The 19,086-nt window shown below is 73.0% G+C and carries 17 protein-coding genes; 1 reads left to right on the forward strand and 16 read right to left on the reverse strand.

Annotated features, from left to right (window positions below; genetic code table 11):
• Positions 1 to 60: 60 nt before the first annotated feature.
• The 8 genes from pyrF to pyrR form a co-directional block, all read right to left on the reverse strand.
• Positions 61 to 930 (reverse strand): orotidine-5'-phosphate decarboxylase, encoded by an 870-nt coding sequence (pyrF, locus tag ACFYNS_RS25405; protein WP_388605236.1) that lies wholly within the window; start codon positions 928 to 930, stop codon positions 61 to 63.
• The gene (locus tag ACFYNS_RS25410) at positions 927 to 2,042 is read right to left on the reverse strand and encodes a quinone-dependent dihydroorotate dehydrogenase (protein ID WP_360290401.1); all 1,116 of its coding nucleotides are present in this window, start codon (positions 2,040 to 2,042) and stop codon (positions 927 to 929) included. Before ACFYNS_RS25410 ends, pyrF begins: the two co-directional genes overlap by 4 nt.
• 171 nt (positions 2,043 to 2,213) lie before the next feature.
• A complete protein-coding gene (gene carB, locus ACFYNS_RS25415) occupies positions 2,214 to 5,534 on the reverse strand; it encodes a carbamoyl-phosphate synthase large subunit (protein WP_360290399.1) in 3,321 nt (1,106 codons plus the stop codon).
• Positions 5,527 to 6,681, reverse strand: a complete 1,155-nt coding sequence (gene carA / locus ACFYNS_RS25420; RefSeq protein WP_360290428.1) for a glutamine-hydrolyzing carbamoyl-phosphate synthase small subunit — start codon at positions 6,679 to 6,681, stop codon at positions 5,527 to 5,529. Before carA ends, carB begins: the two co-directional genes overlap by 8 nt.
• Positions 6,681 to 7,280, reverse strand: coding sequence for a hypothetical protein (locus ACFYNS_RS25425; protein WP_360290397.1), 600 nt, complete (start codon positions 7,278 to 7,280; stop codon positions 6,681 to 6,683). The genes carA and ACFYNS_RS25425 overlap by 1 nt, the downstream gene beginning before the upstream one ends.
• 14 nt (positions 7,281 to 7,294) lie before the next feature.
• Positions 7,295 to 8,590 carry a dihydroorotase gene (locus ACFYNS_RS25430; RefSeq protein ID WP_360290395.1) on the reverse strand — a complete coding sequence of 432 codons (1,296 nt, stop codon included), beginning with the start codon at positions 8,588 to 8,590 and terminating at the stop codon, positions 7,295 to 7,297.
• A gap of 1 nt (position 8,591) precedes the next feature.
• Positions 8,592 to 9,632 carry an aspartate carbamoyltransferase catalytic subunit gene (locus ACFYNS_RS25435; RefSeq protein WP_360290393.1) on the reverse strand — a complete coding sequence of 347 codons (1,041 nt, stop codon included), beginning with the start codon at positions 9,630 to 9,632 and terminating at the stop codon, positions 8,592 to 8,594.
• A gap of 178 nt (positions 9,633 to 9,810) precedes the next feature.
• On the reverse strand, positions 9,811 to 10,449 hold the full coding sequence (pyrR, locus tag ACFYNS_RS25440; RefSeq protein WP_360290391.1) for a bifunctional pyr operon transcriptional regulator/uracil phosphoribosyltransferase PyrR: 639 nt from the start codon (positions 10,447 to 10,449) through the stop codon (positions 9,811 to 9,813).
• Positions 10,450 to 10,688: 239 nt separating this feature from the next.
• Here pyrR and bldD point away from each other — a divergent pair, with 239 nt between their 5' ends.
• A complete protein-coding gene (gene bldD, locus ACFYNS_RS25445) occupies positions 10,689 to 11,189 on the forward strand; it encodes a transcriptional regulator BldD (RefSeq protein ID WP_019356149.1) in 501 nt (166 codons plus the stop codon).
• A 309-nt stretch (positions 11,190 to 11,498) separates the two neighbouring features.
• Here bldD and nusB read toward each other — a convergent pair whose 3' ends face one another.
• From nusB to ACFYNS_RS25485, 8 genes are all read right to left on the reverse strand, one after another.
• Entirely contained in the window at positions 11,499 to 11,924 is a 426-nt protein-coding gene (nusB, locus tag ACFYNS_RS25450) for a transcription antitermination factor NusB (protein ID WP_019356148.1), read from the reverse strand.
• 2 nt (positions 11,925 to 11,926) lie between these two features.
• The gene (gene efp, locus ACFYNS_RS25455) at positions 11,927 to 12,493 is read right to left on the reverse strand and encodes an elongation factor P (RefSeq protein ID WP_075002913.1); all 567 of its coding nucleotides are present in this window, start codon (positions 12,491 to 12,493) and stop codon (positions 11,927 to 11,929) included.
• A gap of 84 nt (positions 12,494 to 12,577) precedes the next feature.
• Positions 12,578 to 13,735: an aminopeptidase P family protein gene (locus ACFYNS_RS25460; protein WP_360290388.1), complete on the reverse strand. Its 1,158-nt coding sequence runs from the start codon at positions 13,733 to 13,735 to the stop codon at positions 12,578 to 12,580.
• A 154-nt stretch (positions 13,736 to 13,889) separates the two neighbouring features.
• The gene (locus ACFYNS_RS25465; protein WP_360290386.1) at positions 13,890 to 14,864 is read right to left on the reverse strand and encodes an AAA family ATPase; all 975 of its coding nucleotides are present in this window, start codon (positions 14,862 to 14,864) and stop codon (positions 13,890 to 13,892) included.
• Between the two features lie 260 nt (positions 14,865 to 15,124).
• Complete coding sequence (aroB, locus tag ACFYNS_RS25470) at positions 15,125 to 16,225, reverse strand: 3-dehydroquinate synthase (RefSeq protein WP_360290384.1); 1,101 nt, start codon at positions 16,223 to 16,225, stop codon at positions 15,125 to 15,127.
• A complete protein-coding gene (locus ACFYNS_RS25475) occupies positions 16,222 to 16,755 on the reverse strand; it encodes a shikimate kinase (RefSeq protein WP_360290382.1) in 534 nt (177 codons plus the stop codon). Before ACFYNS_RS25475 ends, aroB begins: the two co-directional genes overlap by 4 nt.
• On the reverse strand, positions 16,752 to 17,936 hold the full coding sequence (gene aroC, locus ACFYNS_RS25480; protein WP_360290380.1) for a chorismate synthase: 1,185 nt from the start codon (positions 17,934 to 17,936) through the stop codon (positions 16,752 to 16,754). The genes ACFYNS_RS25475 and aroC overlap by 4 nt, the downstream gene beginning before the upstream one ends.
• A 214-nt stretch (positions 17,937 to 18,150) precedes the next feature.
• Positions 18,151 to 19,071, reverse strand: coding sequence for a shikimate dehydrogenase (locus ACFYNS_RS25485; RefSeq protein ID WP_360290378.1), 921 nt, complete (start codon positions 19,069 to 19,071; stop codon positions 18,151 to 18,153).
• Positions 19,072 to 19,086 lie beyond the last annotated feature (15 nt).

Raw genomic sequence — 19,086 nt, forward strand, 5'->3', positions numbered from 1 at the left:
GGACCCGGCACGGAAAGCGACCCGATCCGGTGCGTGGACGGCCCCGGAAACCACGACGGCTCAGGTCACGGCAGTGCGGACCGCGTCCGCGAAGGCCGTCGCGGAATCCCTCAGTCCGTTTTCGTCGGGGCCGTGCCGGAGCACACCCCGGCTGACGCTCGGCACCACATTGCGGACCACGCCCCCGAAGACCGCGGGCAGGTCCGCGGGGGTCGCCCCCTGCGCCCCGATGCCCGGCGCGAGCAGCGGGCCGTTCACCGCCAGGTCGAACGCCGACAAATCACCGAGCGTGGCGCCGACGACCGCGCCGAAGGAGCCCAGCGGCTCGGCGCCCGCGTTCCGGTCCGCCAGCCGGCGCAGCACCGTCGCCGCCACCGTCGAGCCGTCCTCGCCGACCGCGCGCTGCACCTCCCGCCCCTCCGGGTTGGAGGTGAGCGCCAGCACGAACAGCCCCGCGCCGCTCGCCGCGGCTGCCTCGGCGGCCGGCGCGAGCGCGTCGAAGCCCAGATAGGGGCTCACGGTGAGCGCGTCGGAGAAGAGCGGGCTGCCCGCGTCGAGGTAGGCCGCGGCGTAGGCGTCCATGGTGGAGCCGATGTCGCCGCGCTTGGCGTCCATCACGACCAGTGCCCCGGCCGCCCGGGCCTCGGTCACCGTACGCTCCAGCACGGCGACGCCGCGCGAGCCGAAGCGCTCGTAGAAGGCCGACTGCGGCTTGAGCACGGCCACCCGGTCGGCCAGCGCCGCCACGACGGTGCGGCTGAACCGCTCCAGCCCGGCGATGTCGTCCGTCAGGCCCCAGGCGTGCAGCAGGGAGGCGTGCGGGTCGATCCCCACGCACAGCGGCCCCCGGGCGTCCATGGCGCGGCGCAACCGCGTCCCGAAGGGCTCCGGGGCCTCGGCGCCCCCCGTGGTCGTCCCCTGAGCTGTCATGCGGCGCCCTCCTGGCGGCGGTGTTCGGCGCCGACGGCCTCGGCGAGGGTGGCGTAGGGGCTGGCCGCCAGCAGCCGGGCCAGTCCCCGGTGCATCCGGCGCATCCAGAACGGGCCCTCGTACAGGAACGCCGTGTACCCCTGCACCAGGGTGGCGCCCGCCAGAATGCGGCGCCAGGCGTCCTCGGCGGTGCCGACACCGCCGACGCCGACCAGCACGAGCCGGTCGCCGACCCGCGCGTACAGCCGTCGCAGCACCTCCAGCGAGCGGTCGGCGACCGGCGCGCCGGACAGCCCGCCGGTCTCCGCCGCCAGCTCCGGGGCGCAGCGGAGGCCGAGCCCGTCCCGGGCGACGGTGGTGTTGGTCGCGATGATCCCGTCCAGGTCCAGCTCTACGGCCAGGTCGGCGACGGCGTCGACGTCCTCGTCCGCCAGGTCGGGCGCGATCTTGACCAGGAGCGGGACGCGGCGCGCGGGCACGGCGCGGTCGGCCGCCTCCCGTACGGCGGTCAGCAGCGGCCGCAGATGCTCGGTGGCCTGCAGGTTCCGCAGGCCGGGGGTGTTGGGCGAGGAGACGTTGACGACCAGGTAGTCGGCGTGCGGCGCCAGCGCCTCGGTGGAGGTGACGTAGTCGGCGACCGCCTCGGACTCCGGTACGGCCTTCGTCTTGCCGATGTTGACGCCCAGCGTCGGGCTGAAGACGGGTTCCCGGGCGGCCAGCCGCGCCGCGACGGCGGCCGCGCCCTCGTTGTTGAAGCCCATCCGGTTGATCAGCGCGCGGTCCTCGACCAGGCGGAACAGCCGCTTCTTCGGGTTGCCCGGCTGGGCGCTGCCGGTGACGGTGCCGACCTCGACGTGGTCGAAGCCGAGCATGGCGAGCCCGTCGATCCCCTCCGCGTTCTTGTCGAACCCGGCGGCGAGGCCGAACGGGCCGTGCATGCGGCGGCCCAGCGCCTCGACGCGGAGGCGCCGGTCGCGCGGGGCGAGTGCCGCTGCCGCGAAGGTGCGGAGCACGGGGGTGGCCGCCGCCCTGCGGATCCAGGAGAAGGCCAGGTGGTGGGCCCGCTCGGGGTCCATGCGGCAGAAGACGGTACGGAAGAGGAGTCTGTACATGTGGGAGGGGTTCCTGTGAGGGGAGCCGGCCGGCCCGCCCGTCCCGCCCCGGGGCCGTGCGGGCGGCGCCGCCGGGCCGCCCGGACGCGGGGGTCCGGGCGGGGTCCGGCTCGGCGGGCGCCGCCGGGGCTCCGGGGGCTCCGGAGGGGGACGGGACGGGCGGGGCCGGGGTCAGCTCCTGCGGGAGGCGACCAGGTGCCGGGCGTGCTCCTGCAGCGAGCGCACACTGACCTCGTCGCGGGCCATCGCGTCGATGCCCTGCACGGCGGCGGCCAGCGCCTGCACGGTCGTCAGGCAGGGCACCGCCCGGGCGACGGCCGCCGTGCGGATGTCGTAGCCGTCCAGCCGGCCGCCCGTGCCGTACGGGGTGTTGACGATCAGGTCGACCTCGCCGTCGTGGATGAGCTGCACGATGGTCGGCTCCCCGGCCGGGCCCGTGCCCTGGCTCTGCTTGCGGACGACGGTGGCGTTGATCCCGTTGCGCTTGAGAACCTCCGCGGTGCCGGAGGTCGCCAGCAACTCGAAGCCCATGGCCACCAGCTCCCGTGCCGGGAAGATCAGCGAGCGCTTGTCCCGGTTGGCGACCGAGACGAACGCCCGGCCCTTGCCCGGCAGGGCCCCGTACGCGGCGGCCTGGGACTTGGCGTAGGCGGTGCCGAACACCGAGTCGATGCCCATCACCTCGCCGGTCGAGCGCATCTCCGGGCCCAGCACGGTGTCCACGCCGCGGCCCTGCACATCGCGGAACCTGCTCCAGGGCATGACCGCCTCCTTGACGGAGATCGGCGCGTCCAGCGGCAGGTCGCCGCCGTCGCCCTCGGCGGGCAGCAGGCCCTCGGCGCGCAGCTCGGCGAGGGTGGCGCCCAGCGACACCCGGGCCGCGGCCTTCGCGAGCGGAACGGCGGTGGCCTTCGAGGTGAACGGCACCGTGCGGGAGGCGCGCGGGTTGGCCTCCAGCACGTAGAGGATGTCGCCGGCCATCGCGAACTGGATGTTGATCAGACCCCGCACCCCGACGCCGCGGGCGATGGCCTCGGTGGAGGCGCGCAGCCGCTTGATGTCGTAGCCGCCGAGGGTGATCGGGGGCAGCGCGCAGGCGGAGTCGCCGGAGTGGATGCCGGCCTCCTCGATGTGCTCCATGACGCCGCCGAGGTAGAGCTCGTGGCCGTCGTAGAGGGCGTCCACGTCGATCTCGATGGCGTCGTCGAGGAACCGGTCGATGAGGACCGGGTGCTGCTCGATCAGCCCGGCGTGCCGCTCCAGGTAGGACTCCAGCGACGCCTCGTCGTAGACGATCTCCATGCCGCGGCCGCCCAGCACGTAGGAGGGGCGGACCATGACGGGGTAGCCGATCTCGGCGGCGATGCCCTTGGCCTGCTCGAAGGAGAAGGCGGTGCCGTACTTGGGGGCGGGCAGCCCGGCCTCGGTGAGCACCCGGCCGAACGCGCCGCGCTCCTCGGCCAGCTCGATGGCCTCCGGCGAGGTGCCGACGATGGGCACGCCGTTGTCCTTGAGCGCCTGGGCGAGCCCCAGCGGGGTCTGGCCGCCCAGCTGGACGAGCACCCCGGCGACCGGGCCCGCCTGCTGCTCGGCGTGGACGACCTCCAGGACGTCCTCCAGGGTGAGCGGCTCGAAGTAGAGCCGGTCGGAGGTGTCGTAGTCGGTGGAGACGGTCTCCGGATTGCAGTTGACCATCACGGTCTCGTACCCGGCGTCGCCCAGCGCGAAGGAGGCGTGGACGCACGAGTAGTCGAACTCGATGCCCTGGCCGATGCGGTTGGGCCCGGAGCCGAGGATGATCACCGCGGGCTTCTCGCGGGGTGCGACCTCGCTCTCCTCGTCGTAGGAGGAGTAGAAGTACGGCGTCCGGGCGGCGAACTCGGCCGCGCAGGTGTCCACGGTCTTGTAGACCGGGCGGATGCCCAGCGCGTGCCGCACCTCGCGCACCACGTCCTCGCGCAGCGAGCGGACGGCGGCGATCTGCGCATCCGAGAAACCGTGCCGCTTCGCCTCTGCGAACATCGCCGGGCTCAGCTCGGGGGCCGCGGCGATCTCGTCGGCCGTCTCCTTGACGAGGAAGAGCTGGTCGATGAACCAGGGGTCGATCTTCGTCGCGTCGAAGACCTCCTGCGGGGTGGCGCCGGCCCGGATGGCGGCCATCACGGTGTTGATCCGGCCGTCGGTGGGGCGCTCGGCCTCGGTCAGCAGCTCGGCCTTGTCGCCGAGCTCGGCGACCGGGGTGGCGAAGTCGAACTGGCTGCCCTTCTTCTCCAGCGAGCGCAGCGCCTTGTTCAGCGCCTCGGTGAAGTTCCGGCCGATGGCCATGGCCTCGCCGACCGACTTCATGGTGGTGGTCAGCCGGGAGTCCGCGGCGGGGAACTTCTCGAAGGCGAACCGGGGGGCCTTGACCACGACGTAGTCGAGCGTGGGCTCGAAGGAGGCCGGGGTCTCCTCGGTGATGTCGTTGGGGATCTCGTCCAGCGTGTAGCCCACCGCGAGCTTCGCGGCGATCTTCGCGATGGGGAAGCCGGTGGCCTTGGAGGCGAGCGCCGAGGACCGGGAGACCCGCGGGTTCATCTCGATGACGACGATGCGGCCGTCGGCGGGGTTGACGGCGAACTGGATGTTGCAGCCGCCGGTGTCGACGCCGACCTCGCGGATGACCGCGATGCCGATGTCCCGGAGGATCTGGTACTCCCGGTCGGTGAGCGTCATGGCGGGCGCGACGGTGATCGAGTCGCCGGTGTGCACACCCATCGGGTCGAAGTTCTCGATGGAGCAGACGACCACGACGTTGTCGTTGTGGTCGCGCATCAGCTCCAGCTCGTACTCCTTCCAGCCGAGGATGGACTCCTCCAGGAGCACCTCGGTGGTGGGCGAGAGGGTGAGGCCCTGTCCGGCGATGCGGCGCAGCTCCTCCTCGTCGTGGGCGAAGCCGGAGCCGGCGCCGCCCATGGTGAAGGAGGGGCGCACGACGACCGGGTAGCCGCCGAGCTCCTCGACGCCGCGCAGCACGTCGTCCATGGAGTGGCAGATGTAGGAGCGCGCGGACTCGCCGTGCCCGATCTTGCCGCGGACGGCCTCGACGACCTCCTTGAACCGGTCGCGGTCCTCGCCCTTGTTGATGGCCTCGACGTTGGCGCCGATCAGCTCGACGCCGTGGGCGTCCAGGGTGCCAGCCTCGTGCAGGGAGATCGCGGTGTTGAGCGCCGTCTGGCCGCCGAGGGTGGGCAGCAGCGCGTCGGGGCGCTCCTTGGCGATGATCTTCTCGACGAAGTCGGGAGTGATCGGCTCGACGTAGGTGGCGTCGGCGATCTCCGGGTCGGTCATGATCGTGGCCGGGTTGGAGTTGACCAGGATCACGCGCAGGCCCTCGGCCTTGAGCACGCGGCACGCCTGGGTGCCGGAGTAGTCGAACTCGGCGGCCTGCCCGATGACGATCGGTCCTGAGCCGATGACCAGGACGGACTGGATATCGGTGCGCTTAGGCACGCTGGTCCTCCATGAGCTTGACGAAGCGGTCGAACAGGTAGGCGGCGTCGTGCGGTCCCGCTGCCGCTTCGGGGTGGTACTGGACGCTGAAGACGGGCCTGTCCAGGAGCCGCAGCCCCTCGACCACGCCGTCGTTCAGGCAGACGTGCGAGACCTCGGCACGTCCGTAGGGGGTCTCGGTGACGCGGTCGAGCGGCGCGTCCACGGCGAAGCCGTGGTTGTGCGCGGTGACCTCGACCTTGCCGGTCGTACGGTCCTGGACGGGCTGGTTGATCCCGCGGTGGCCGTACTTGAGCTTGAACGTGCCGAACCCGAGTGCGCGGCCGAGGATCTGGTTGCCGAAGCAGATGCCGAACAGCGGGGTGCCGCGGTCCAGGACCTCGCGCATCAGGGCCACCGGGTGCTCGGCCGTGGCCGGGTCGCCGGGGCCGTTGGAGAAGAAGACGCCGTCGGGCGCCACGGCGTAGACGTCCTCGGCCGTGGCGGTGGCGGGGAGCACGTGCACCTCCGCACCGCGCTCGGCCATCCGGTGCGGGGTCATGCCCTTGATGCCGAGGTCGACCGCCGCCACGGTGAAGCGCTTCTCGCCGACCGCGGGGACCACGTACGCCTGCCGGGTCGCGACCTCGCCCGCGAGGTCGGCGCCCTTCATCGCGGGTGCTTCCCGCACCCGGGCCAGCAGCTTCTCCTCGCCGTCCGCGCAGGCCCCGCCGGAGAAGATCCCGACGCGCATGGCGCCGCGCTCGCGCAGGTGGCGGGTGAGGGCGCGGGTGTCGACACCGCTGATGCCCACCACGCCCTGGTCGCGCAGCTCCTGGTCCAGGGTGCGGGTGGCACGCCAGTTGGAGGGGGTGCGCGCGGGGTCGCGGACGACATAGCCGGCCACCCAGATGCGGGCCGACTCGGGGTCCTCGTCGTTGACGCCGGTGTTGCCGACGTGCGGGGCCGTCATGACGACGACCTGACGGTGGTAGGAGGGGTCGGTGAGGGTCTCCTGGTACCCGGTCATCCCGGTGGAGAACACGGCTTCGCCGAAGGTCTCGCCCACGGCCCCGTAGGCGCGCCCGCGGAAGGTGCGGCCGTCCTCCAGGACGAGAAGGGCGGGTTCCGCCGTGGTTCCGGTCGCTCCCCTGGTGGAGGTCGTCATCATGCGCCTTCCTTGTGCTGCTGCATTGCCGCGACGCCGTTGTCGCCGCACATTGCGTTGATCTTCTCGACCCATCGGGCCTGCTCGGCGGAGTGGTCGAGGCGGAATCCGGAGTCCAGCCGCCGTCCGCCGTGCTCCCAGGTGACGACCAGCAGGCCGCCTTCGGTGAGCACCTTGCCGGCGATACCGGTGTCGAGGCGGGCGCCGCGCAGCCGGTCGGCGGGGACGAAGAAGTCCTGCGCCGCGGGCCGGTGGGCGTCCAGCCCCTGCGCGGTGAGCGTCAGCTCGGCGCGGCTGCGGGTGCCCAGGCCGTGCGCGACGATCCGGTCGAGCCACTGGCCCGCGCTCGTGGAGCCGTGGTAGCGGCCGGTGGCGGTCAGCAGCGGCTCGCCGGTGTCCGCGGGCCGCTGCGGCAGCTCCGGCAGGTCGCCCTGGAGGGTGCCGCGCCACTTCCAGCCCTGCCGCATCAGCCAGTAGAGGAGCGCGATGAACAGGACGAGACCCACGACCCAGCCGATCCGGGCGGCCCAGTCGGTGACCTGCTGTGACTTCTGCTCGGCTGCGAGGCCGAGCAGGGGGAGGTTGGTTGTTGCACTCACACCGCTCACACTGCTCACACGAGTTTCCCGTCAACGACCGTCGGCCGACCCCGCAGCCAGCTGCGGACGACGCGGCCGGGCAGCTCACGACCCTGGTAGGGGGTGTTGGCACTGCGGGAGGCGAAGCCCACGGGGTCCACCTGTCCACGGTAGTCCGCGTCCAGAAGAACCAGGTTCGCCGGCTCACCGGGTGAGACGGGGCGGCCGTGGCCCGTCAGGCGGCCGATGGCAGCGGGCCGGTGGGACATCCGGTCGGCGACCTGGGCCCAGTCCAGCAACCCGGTGTCGACCATGGTGTGCTGCACCACGGACAGCGCGGTCTCCAGCCCGACCATGCCCATGGCGGCCGCACCCCACTCGCAGTCCTTGTCCTCGTGCGGATGCGGGGCGTGGTCGGTGGCGACGCAGTCGATGGTGCCGTCGGCCAGCGCCTCGCGGAGCGCCAGCACGTCGGCCTCGGTGCGCAGCGGCGGGTTGACCTTGTAGACCGGGTTGTAGGACCGGACGAGCTCGTCGGTGAGCAGCAGGTGGTGCGGGGTGACCTCGGCGGTCACGTTCCAGCCCTTGGACTTGGCCCAGCGGACGATCTCCACGGAGCCGGCGGTCGACAGGTGGCAGATGTGCACCCGCGAGCCGACGTGCGCGGCGAGCAGCACGTCCCGGGCGATGATGGACTCCTCGGCGACGGCGGGCCAGCCCTGCAGGCCCAGCTCGGCCGAGACGATGCCCTCGTTCATCTGGGCACCGGCGGTCAGCCGCGGCTCCTGGGCGTGCTGGGCGACGACGCCGTCGAACGCCTTCACGTACTCCAGCGCGCGCCGCATGATCACCGCGTCGTCGACGCACTTGCCGTCGTCGGAGAAGACCCGCACCCCCGCGGCGGAGTCGTGCATGGCCCCCAGTTCGGCGAGCTGCTTGCCCTCCAGGCCGACGGTGACGGCGCCGACCGGGCGCACGTCGCAGTAGCCGTACTCCTTGCCCAGCCGCCACACCTGCTCGACCACGCCGGCGGTGTCGGCGACGGGGAAGGTGTTGGCCATGGCGTGCACGGCGGTGTAGCCGCCCTTGGCGGCGGCCCGGGTGCCCGTCAGCACGGTCTCGGAGTCCTCGCGGCCGGGCTCGCGCAGATGGGTGTGCAGGTCGACCAGGCCGGGCAGCAGCACGGCACCGCCGGTCTCGACCACCTCGGCGCCGGCCGCCTCCAGCCCCGGTCCGACACCGGCGATCACCGTGCCCTCGATCAGGACGTCCTGCGGCTCGCCGCCGAGGACCTTGGCACCGCGCAGCAGCGTCTTCTTCTGCTCAGTCATCTCAGTTGTCCTCCTCGGTACGGGCTGCCCCGGTGCGGGCTGCCGCAGTGGATGCGGCCTCGGCGGGCGCGGCCTCGGCGCGGCTCTCCTCGGAGCGGGAGAGGGCCGGTTCGGCCCCGCCGAGCAGCAGGTACATCACGGCCATCCGGATGCTGACGCCGTTGGCGACCTGTTCGACCGCGGTGCAGCGGGGCGAGTCGGCCACCTCGGCGGTGATCTCCATCCCGCGGTTCATCGGTCCGGGGTGCATCACCACGGCGTGCTCGGGCATCCGCGCCATGCGCTCGCCGTCGAGGCCGTAGCGGCGGGCGTACTCACGCTCGGTGGGGAAGAAGGCCGCGTTCATCCGCTCCCGCTGGACCCGCAGCATCATCACGGCGTCGGACTTGGCCAGCACGGCGTCCAGGTCGTAGGAGACCTCGCACGGCCAGCGCTCCACGCCGATGGGCAGCAGGGTGGGCGGCGCGACGAGCGTGACGTGGGCGCCCAGGGTGCTCAGCAGATGGACGTTGGAGCGGGCCACCCGGCTGTGCAGGATGTCGCCCACGATCGTGATCCGTCGGCCGTCGAGGGCGGCCCCCTCCCGGCCGACCAGCCGGCGGCGCACGGTGAAGGCGTCCAGCAGCGCCTGGGTGGGGTGCTCGTGGGTGCCGTCGCCCGCGTTGATGACGGAGCCGCCGATCCACTCGGAGGTGGCCAGCCGGTGCGGGGCCCCGGACTCGTGGTGCCGGATGACCACCGCGTCGGCCCCCATGGCCTCCAGGGTCAGCGCGGTGTCCTTGAGGGACTCGCCCTTGGAGACGGAGGAGCCCTTGGCGGAGAAGTTGATGACGTCGGCGGACAGCCGCTTGGCGGCCGCTTCGAAGGAGATCCGGGTGCGGGTGGAGTCCTCGAAGAAGAGGTTGACGATGGTGCGGCCGCGCAGAGTGGGCAGCTTCTTGATCGGCCGGTCGGCGAACCGGGCCATCTCCTCGGCGGTGTCGAGGATGAGGACGGCGTCGTCGCGGGTGAGGTCGGCGGCCGAGATGAGGTGACGCTTCATCTGTTGCCTTGGGCCTTCCGTGGGTGGGATGTGAGGTCGTCGCGAGAGCTCGCGCGCGGGCGCGCCGGGGCAGCGTGCGCGTGCGGGCAGACCGGGGAGAGCGCGCGCCGGAGCGTGCGGTGGGGTGCCGCGCGCGGCGGCATGCGCACCCCGCGGGCGCGTGCGGCGTGGTGGCGCGCTAGCCCGCCGGGGCGGCGCCGGGGCGCGCGTCTGCCGCTCTTTCGGCGCCGGGCGCCGCCTCAAACGCCTCGGAGGCGGGGACCCGGGTGCCGAGCAGGACGCCGTCGTGCCCGTCCTCCTCGGTGAGCTGGACCTTGACGGTCTCGCGCTGCGAGGTGGGCAGGTTCTTGCCGACGTAGTCGGCGCGGATCGGAAGCTCGCGGTGACCGCGGTCCACGAGGACGGCGAGTTGCACCGCCCGCGGACGGCCGATGTCACCCAGGGCATCCAGAGCGGCACGAATGGTGCGGCCGGAATAGAGCACGTCGTCGACGAGCACGACGAGCCGTCCGTCGACCCCGTCGGCCGGGATCTCGGTGTGCGCGAGGGTCCGCGCGGGGCCGAGGCGGAGATCGTCCCGGTACATCGTGATGTCGAGCGAGCCGACCGGGATGACGCTGCCGGTGATCTCCTGGAGCTTGGCCGCCAGCCGCCGGGCGAGGAAGACGCCGCGGGTGGGAATGCCGAGAAGTACCACGTCGTCGGCGCCCTTGGCGCGCTCGACGATCTCGTGGGCGATACGGGTGAGCACCCGCATGATGTCCGGGGCCTCCAGCACGGGGCGCGCCGGATGCAGGCTCGGAGTGTGGTCGTCCATGAAGAATCGGACCCCCTTCCCCGCCTCACGGGACGGGCCTTAAAGGACGTCTTGCTGTTGCTCGTCAACGCTACCAGGACCCGCTCACCGGTCCGTGCGAGGGGGCGGAGCCAGCCGTTCGGCCCCCCTCGGCTTGACGCGGCACATTACGCTGCGTAACCTCACAGTGAGTTACGAAGCGCGCGGCGCAGCGAACCGCATGGCGCAGCCGCTCAGCGAAACAGCGTCCGGGGAGCCATATGTCCAGCGAATACGCCAAACAGCTCGGAGCGAAGCTCCGCGCCATCCGCACCCAGCAGGGCCTCTCCCTCCACGGTGTCGAGGAGAAGTCCCAGGGCCGCTGGAAGGCGGTCGTGGTGGGCTCGTACGAGCGCGGCGACCGGGCCGTGACCGTGCAGCGCCTCGCCGAGCTGGCCGACTTCTACGGAGTGCCGGTGCAGGAACTGCTGCCGGGCACCACTCCGGGCGGGGCCGCCGAGCCGCCGCCGAAGCTGGTGCTCGACCTGGAGCGCCTGGCCCACGTCCCGGCCGACAAGGCCGGTCCGCTCCAGCGGTACGCGGCGACGATCCAATCGCAGCGCGGGGACTACAACGGCAAGGTCCTCTCCATCCGCCAGGACGACCTGCGGACCCTGGCCGTCATCTACGACCAGTCGCCCTCCGTGCTGACGGAGCAGCTCATCGGCTGGGGCGTGCTCGACGCGGACGCCCGCCGGGCCGTCTCGCACGAAGAGGTCTGACCCGCGCGCCGAGGAGGCGCGCCCCCTCGTCCCGTCGAGGGGCCGCCCCTCGGCGCGTCGGGCAGCACATCCGCCGCGCGCCGGGCTTCCTGCCCGCCGGGCGGCGGCGATCCGCTCCGCGGCGCAGACCGGCGGTGCCGGACCGGCCCCACCCGTCCTCGGACAGGTCGTGGTCGGTCCGGCACCGCCGGTTCCGTTTCGTGCGACCGCTCTTCCACCCCTCGCAGCAGTTCCCCCGGGCCGCCGGGCCGGGAACACCCGCTGCCGGCGGGAAGAGCGGATACCTCTCCCCGTCGCGGCGGGCGGGTGTCAGCGCAGGAGCGTCGGCTTGAGCTCCTTCAACCGGCCGAGCAGGCCGTTGACGAAGCCCGGCGACTCGTCCGTCGAGAACTCCTTGGCGAGCTGGACGGCCTCGTCGATGGCGACCGCGTCGGGCACCTCGTCCACCCACAGCAGCTCGTAGAGGCCCAGCCGCAGGATGCCCCGGTCCACATCGGGCATCCGGTCCAGGGTCCAGTCGACCGCGTAGGTGGACAGCAGCTCGTCGATCCGCGCGGCGTTGCCCGCGTAGCCCTCGACGAGGGTCATCGTGTACTCGGAGACCGGCGGCTGCCGGGAATCCGTCCGGGCGAGCCGCAACCAGTCCGCGAGCACGGTGCGCACGTCGGCCCCGCGCTGGTCGGCCTCGAAGAGGATCTGGAAGGCGCGCTTGCGGGCCTTGTTGCGTGCGGCCACGGTTAGCTGTTCACCCGGCCGAGGTACTCGCCGGAGCGCGTGTCGACCTTGATCTTCTCATCGGTCGTGATGAAGAGCGGCACCTGGATGCTGTAGCCCGTCTCCAGCTCGGCGGGCTTGGAGCCGCCGGTGGAGCGGTCACCCTGGACGCCCGGTTCGGTGTGCTTGATCTTGAGCTCGACAGCGGCGGGCAGCTCGACGTAGAGCACCTCGCCCTCGTGCTGCGCGACCGTGGCGTCGAAGCCCTCGATCAGATAGTTGGCCGCGTCACCGACGGTCTTGCGGTCGATGTGGAGCTGGTCGAAGGTCTGCATGTCCATGAAGACGAAGTAGTCGCCGTCCATGTACGAGAACTGCATGTCCCGTCGGTCCACAGTGGCCGTCTCGACCTTGGTGCCCGCGTTGAACGTCTTGTCGACGATCTTGCCGGAGAGGACGTTCTTCAGCTTCGTACGGACAAAAGCCGGCCCCTTGCCGGGCTTGACGTGCTGGAACTCGACAACGGACCAGAGCTGGCCGCCGTCGAGCTTGAGCACCATGCCGTTCTTGAGGTCGTTCGTGGATGCCACGGTTGCGGAATCTCCTGAGACTGCTGCGGAGACCAGGGTGACTGCCACGCCTCCGACGGCCCGTGGGCTGAGCCCCCGCGGGGGCTAGAGGGCGAGCAGCTCCTTGGTCGTGATGGTGAGTAGCTCGGGTCCGCCGTCCGCCTGCGGGCGGACGACGAGTGTGTCGTCGATCCGGACACCGCCCCGGCCCGGGAGATGGACCCCCGGTTCGACGGTGACCGGCACACAAGCGTCCAGTTTACCCACGGCCTCGGGCGAGAGCCGAGGGTCCTCACCGATTTCCAGGCCGACCCCGTGCCCGGTCGACTCCCCCAGCGCTGCCCCGTGCCCCGCCGCCGCCAGCACCTGGCGTGCGGCGCGGTCCACCTCACGGCACTCGGTACCCGGCCCCAGCGACTCCCGCGCAGCCCGCTGAGCGGCGAAGACGGTGTCGTAGAGCTCGATCTGCCACGTCTCGGGCGCGGTGCCGATGACGAAAGTACGGCCGATCTGACAGCCGTATCCCCGGTAGCGGGCGCCCAGCCGGACCGAGAGGAAATCCCCCTCCTCCACCCGCCGGTCGGTCGGCCGGTGGCCGGGCAGTCCGGAGTTGGGGCCGGCCGCGACCGAGGTGGGCAGCGCGGCGCCCTCGGCGCCGTGGTCGATGAGCCGGCGCTCCAGCTCCAGCGCGAGATGCCGTTCGGTGCGCCCCACCAGGATCGACTCCAGCAGCTCGCCGAGAGCCTGATCGGTGATCTCGGCGGCGACCCGCAGCGCGGAGATCTCCTCCTCGTCCTTGATCACCCGCTGCTGTTCCACCGCCAGGCCGAGGTCCGCGAGCCGCACCGAGGGCGCGACGGCCGCCAGCGCCCGGTGCCGCGCGACGGTCAGATGGTGCTCCTCCACGGCCAGTGCACCGGCACCGCTCCGTTCGGCGATCCCGGCGGCGGCCACGGCGGCGTCGTACCCGGCGGCGCCACGCGCCTCGGCGGAATCCGTCCCGCTCGGCACCTCCAGGGTGAGCTCGCGCAGGTCGTCGGCCGGATGGGCACCGTTGGCCGGCCCCTCCCCCGGAGCCGACACCAGGGTGTCCGCGCCGTCCGGACCCAGCAGCAGGACGCTGCCGGGTGCGGCGCGGCCGGTCAGATACCGGACATTGGCGGGACGGGAGATCAGCACCGCGTCGGCGGGACCGTCGTGGGCGGTGCTCGCCGCGCAGCGGTCACGCAGCCGGGCACGGCGGGACACATGCACCTCGGACATATGCCGAGGGTACGCAGCGTCCGGCCGGACGGCCGCCCGGACACGGCCGTGCGGGCGACCCGGGAACGATCGTCGGCTCACCTGCCGAACGGCGGGGCGGCCGGCCCGGGGAGCGCCCGCGGGAGGGCTCCCGCAGCAGCACTGCCGTCCCCGGTCACCAGCTCACCGGGCTGGCCAGGCTGCGGGCGACCACGTTGTCCAGCATGTGCGCGGTGCTGGCCACGTCCTGGCGGGAGTTGTCGATGATCGGCAGCCCGGAGCTGTACCAGCCCGCCATCCGGCCGTGGATGTGCGCCACCTCCTCGTCGGAGAGCCGCCTGTTGCCGGTGCGCTCCGCGTTCCGTTCCAGGACGATGTCCAGCCCGGGCAGCAGCACCACGGGAATGAGGCCGGGGCCCACGTGCCGCTTCCAGCCGCCGAGTCCGATGACGGGCCAGTCGGGGAAGACCGCGTCGTCCAGGATGCAGGAGATGCCGTTGGCCAGGAAGTTGCGTGCCGCGAAGCCGCAGGTCCGCCGGGCCAGACGGTACTGGGCCTCGGAGTTCTCGTTCCAGCCCGTCTGGGGGTCGGCGAAGCCCGAGTGCACCCACTCGCGCACGTCGTCGAGGCTGATGTGTGCCGTGGGGACCGCCCGGTGCCCGGCCCAGTAGCGGGCGACCGTGGTCTTGCCCGCACCGGCCGGCCCGATCAGGAGGACGGCGACCGCGGCCCGGGTGGCGTCCAACTGGGCCGGGGTGGCCCCGGGGGCCGGGACCTCGACCGGGGCGCCCGGAGGCAGCTTGACATGGCCCGTCGCCTCCCCCCCGGGGGGAGCGCTGCCCGGCTGCGGAGGTGCGCCCGCGGGGGGCGCGGGCGGCGCGGGGTCGGCCGGAGCCCCTTCCGGAACGGGACGCGGCTGCGGCTGAGGCGGCTGCGCAGGCTGCGGCGGCTGAGCCGGCTGGGGGGCCGGAGCGTGCGGGCGGGGCGGCTGTGGCGGAGGGTTCTGAGGGTGCGGGCGCGGCGGTGGCGCCTGCGGGTGGGGGTGCTGCGGCACCGGTTCCGGTGCCGAACGGGCACCGGGGGCCGGCGGGGGTGCGGACCACTGCGCCCCGAAGCCTCCGTAGGCGCCTCGGGCACCGTTGTGCTGCATCCGGACCCCAACTCCGTCCCGCGTGTGAAGGCGTTGCGGCGCAACGCCGGGTGTTGTGCGAATACTGACGGTACCTTCCCCGTCCGTCTTCGAGTGAACGGCCGGATCCGCTCCCGAGTGCCCGACGCGCGCGCCGAGAACCCCCGGTTCCCGCGCGACCCGGCCCGCCCGCCCCGCCCGCTGCGCGAGGGGCGAGGGGCGAGCCCCGGTCCCGCGGCCCCGGTCCGCCCGGGGCCGCCGCCCGGAGCCCGGGCAGGGTGTCAGGCGGCGATCTCGGCGTGCGCCGCCAGCAGCATCGCGGGGTCGGGGCTCTCCAGGACAGCCGGCTTGGCCAGCCCTTCGAGCACGATGAAGCGCAGCCGGTCGCCGCGCGACTTCTTGTCGACCTTCATGGTGTCCAGCAGCTTGGGCCACTGGTCGCCCCGGTAGCTGACGGGCAGTCCCACCGATTCCAGCACCGCGCGGTGCCGGTCGGCCGTCGCGTCGTCCAGGCGGCCGGCGATCCGGCCGAGTTCGGCGGCGAAGACCATGCCGACCGAGACGGCCGCACCGTGCCGCCAGTCGTAGCGCTCGTTCTTCTCGATCGCGTGGCCGAGAGTGTGCCCGTAGTTGAGGATCTCGCGGCGGCCCGACTCCTTCAGGTCCTCGGAGACCACCTCCGCCTTCACCCTGATCGAGCGCTCGATCAGTTCGGCGGTGTGCGGGCCCTGCGGGGTCCGCGCGGCCTCCGGATCGGACTCGATGAGCTCCAGGATGGCCGGGTCGGCGAGGAAACCCGCCTTGATGATCTCCGCGAGGCCGCTGACGTAGTCGTGCACCCCCAGCGACTCCAGCGCCGCGAGGTCGCACAGCACCCCGGCGGGCGGATGGAAGGCGCCCACCAGGTTCTTGCCCTCGGCGGTGTTGATACCGGTCTTGCCGCCCACCGCGGCGTCCACCATGCCCAGCACGGTGGTCGGCACCGCGACCCAGCGCACCCCGCGCAGCCAGGTGGCCGCGACGAAACCGGCCACGTCGGTGGTGGCACCGCCGCCGACGCCGACGATCACGTCGGTGCGGGTGAATCCGGTCTGGCCCAGCGCCTTCCAGCAGTAGGCCGCGACCTCCGCGGTCTTGGACTCCTCGGCATTGGGCAGCTGGACGGCGATGGCCTCGTACCCCTGGTCCGCCAGATCCTCGCGCAGCGCCTCCCCGGTCGAGGCCAGCGCCTCGGGGTGCAGGACGGCGACCCGCTGCGCGTCGGCGCCGAGCAGACCGGGGAGTTCGCCGAGGAGCTGCCGCCCCACGAGCACCTCGTAGGGGGCGGTGCCCGCGGTGCCGCCGACGGCGATCCGGGTGACGGCGGAGTCCTGGGTTGTCATTGCTGCTTCTCCGGCTGGGTGGACGGTGGCTGAAGGGCGGTGAGGATCTCGTCGGCGACCTGGTCGGGCGTGCGGTCCTCGGTGCTGACGACGACGCGGGCCACCTCGGTGTACAGCGGCCTGCGCTCCTCCATCAACCTGCGCCACTGCTGCCGCGGGTTGATGACGAGCAGGGGGCGCGGAGCGTCCAGCCCGACGCGCTTGACGGCCTCGGTCAGCCCCATCTCCAGGAACACCACCGGCCGTCCGGCCAGCAGCGCCCTGGTCTCCTCCGCGAGGACGGCGCCGCCGCCGAGGGCGAGCACTCCGCGGTGCTCGTCCAGCGCGGTGGCCACGGCCGCCCGCTCCAGCTCGCGGAAGTGCGGCTCACCCTCCTCCAGGAAGATGTCCGAGACGGACTTGCCCACCTGCTCCGCGACGTCCTGGTCGGTGTCGCGGCAGGTCACACCGAGCCGCTCGGCGAGGATCGCGCCGACGGTCGACTTGCCGACCCCCATCGGGCCGACGAGCACGACGAGGGGGCCGGTCACCGGATCTCCAGGTTGTCGAGGAAACCGCGGACGTTGCGGCGGGTCTCGGCGACGCTGTCCCCGCCGAACTTCTCGGCCACCGCGTCCGCCAGCACCAGTGCCACCATGGCCTCGGCCACGATGCCCGCCGCCGGCACGGCGCACACGTCGGACCGCTGGTGGTGCGCCTTGTCGGCCTCGCCGGTGCGCACGTCGACGGTGGCCAGGGCGCGCGGCACGGTCGCGATCGGCTTCATCGCGGCGCGGACACGCAGCAGCTCACCGGTGGACAGACCACCCTCGGTTCCACCGCTGCGCCCGGAGGAGCGGCGGATGCCGTCCGGGCCCGGGACGATCTCGTCGTGCGCCTGGGAGCCGGGCACCCGGGCCAGGGCGAAGCCGTCGCCCAACTCCACGCCCTTGATGGCCTGGATCCCCATGAGTGCCCCGGCCAGCCGCGCGTCCAGCCGCCGGTCCCCGTGCACGTGCGAGCCCAGACCGACGGGTACACCGTGCGCCACGACCTCGACGACCCCGCCGAGGGTGTCGCCGTCCTTGTGCGCCTGGTCGATCTGCGCGACCATCGCCTCGCTCGCCGCTGCGTCCAGGCAGCGCACCGGGTCGGCGTCCAGCCGGGCCACGTCACCGGGCTCCGGGACGGTGCCGTACGGCGCCTGCGCCGCGCCCAGTTCCACCACATGCGAGACGATCTCGACGCCGGTGGTCTCCCGCAGGTACGAGCGCGCGACCGTGCCGAGCGCGACACGGGCCGCGGTCTCGCGAGCCGAGGCGCGCTCCAGGACCGGCCGGGCCTCGTCGAAGCCGTACTTCTGCATGCCCGCCAGATCCGCGTGGCCGGGCCGCGGCCGGGTGAGCGGGGCGTTGCGGGCCGACTGCTCCAGTTCCGCGGGGTCGACCGGATCGGCCGCCATCACCTGCTGCCACTTGGGCCACTCGGTGTTCCCCACCATGACCGCGACCGGGGAGCCGATGCTGAGTCCGTGGCGTACGCCGCCGAGGAAGGTGACCTCGTCGCGCTCGAACTTCATCCGGGCGCCGCGGCCGTAGCCCAGGCGGCGCCGGGCCAGCTCGTCGGCGACCATGTCGGTGGTCACCGGGACACCGGAGGGCAGCCCCTCCAGAGTCGCCACGAGTGCGGGGCCGTGCGACTCCCCCGCGGTCAGCCAGCGCAACCTGCTCAACGGTGCTCCTCTCGGCCGCTTCGCGGCCCGTCCACGTTCCTGCGCACGATCCTCCCATGCCGCCGGTGAGGCGCTTGCCCCAAGCCCGCACCGTCCCGCTATGTGGGCAACGCCCGGGGCCGCAGCCCGGGCCGCCTCCGGGCCCGGGCGGGGACCGGCCGGGCAGGGTTTGGCCGGGCAGGGTCCGGCCGGGCAGGGCCCGGCGGCCACCGGGTCACCCCGCGCGGGCCGCCAGCTCCGCCTCGCCGGCCGCCCGCATGGCGGCGAGCGGTGCGGGGCCCCGGCCGGTCATCAGCTCCACCTGGAGCACGGCCTGGTGCACCAGCAGGTCGAGGCCGCCCAGGACCGGGCCGTGCCAGGCGGCGGCCAGCGCGGTCGGCCACGGATCGTAGAGGACGTCGAAGAGGGTGCCGCCCGCGGCGGGTGCGGCGGCGGCGAGTCCGTCGGTGGCGCCCGCGGGGGTGGTGGAGATGACCAAGGGGGCCGCCAGCCCTTCGGCGGCCCGTGCCCAGTCAGCCGTCCGTACGGGCACGCCGAGCCGCTCCCCCCAGCCCCGCATCTCACGGGCCCGCTCCGCGCTGCGCACATAGACAGTGATCTCGCCGATCCCGCCGATCCCGCCGGTCCCGCCGGTCCCGCCGATCTCGCCGATCCCGCTGCCGTCGCCGCTCCCGTCCGCGCAGATCTGCGCGAGGGCGGCCAGCGCCGAGGACGCGGTGGCGCCCGCGCCCAGCACGGTGGCGCTCTCCACGGAGCGGATGCCCCGCTCCCGGAGCGCGGCGACCATGCCCGGGACATCGGTGTTGTCCCCGGTGCGGCGCCCGTCCTCGGTGAAGAGCACGGTGTTGACGGCTTCCACGGAGGCGGCCGTCGGGCTGATCCCGTCGAGCAGCGGGATGACGGCCCGCTTGAGCGGCATGGTCAGGGACAGCCCCGCCCACCGGCCCGCCCCATCGTCCAGGCCGGCGAGGAAGTCGCCGATGCCCCGCTCGTCCACCTGGTACCGGTCGTAGGTCCAGTTGCCGAGGCCCAGCTCGGCGTAGGCGGCCCGGTGCAGCACCGGCGAGAGGGAGTGGGCGACCGGTGATCCGAGGACGGCTGCACGCCTGGCCTCCTGCCCGGTGGTGGCTGGCATCAGCCCCCGGCCTCC

Source organism: Streptomyces sp. NPDC006925 (genome assembly GCF_042869575.1).
In the GTDB taxonomy this organism is placed as follows: domain Bacteria; phylum Actinomycetota; class Actinomycetes; order Streptomycetales; family Streptomycetaceae; genus Streptomyces.

Coding starts and splice junctions, on each gene's coding strand:
- pyrR (WP_360290391.1), bottom strand. CDS start 10,449: ATGGACGACCACACTCCGAGCCTGCATCCGGCGCGCCCCGTGCTGGAG.
- ACFYNS_RS25410 (WP_360290401.1), bottom strand. CDS start 2,042: ATGTACAGACTCCTCTTCCGTACCGTCTTCTGCCGCATGGACCCCGAG.
- pyrF (WP_388605236.1), bottom strand. CDS start 930: ATGACAGCTCAGGGGACGACCACGGGGGGCGCCGAGGCCCCGGAGCCC.
- ACFYNS_RS25430 (WP_360290395.1), bottom strand. CDS start 8,590: ATGACTGAGCAGAAGAAGACGCTGCTGCGCGGTGCCAAGGTCCTCGGC.
- bldD (WP_019356149.1), top strand. CDS start 10,689: ATGTCCAGCGAATACGCCAAACAGCTCGGAGCGAAGCTCCGCGCCATC.
- aroB (WP_360290384.1), bottom strand. CDS start 16,225: ATGACAACCCAGGACTCCGCCGTCACCCGGATCGCCGTCGGCGGCACC.
- ACFYNS_RS25435 (WP_360290393.1), bottom strand. CDS start 9,632: ATGAAGCGTCACCTCATCTCGGCCGCCGACCTCACCCGCGACGACGCC.
- ACFYNS_RS25485 (WP_360290378.1), bottom strand. CDS start 19,071: ATGCCAGCCACCACCGGGCAGGAGGCCAGGCGTGCAGCCGTCCTCGGA.
- ACFYNS_RS25465 (WP_360290386.1), bottom strand. CDS start 14,864: ATGCAGCACAACGGTGCCCGAGGCGCCTACGGAGGCTTCGGGGCGCAG.
- ACFYNS_RS25460 (WP_360290388.1), bottom strand. CDS start 13,735: ATGTCCGAGGTGCATGTGTCCCGCCGTGCCCGGCTGCGTGACCGCTGC.
- carA (WP_360290428.1), bottom strand. CDS start 6,681: ATGACGACCTCCACCAGGGGAGCGACCGGAACCACGGCGGAACCCGCC.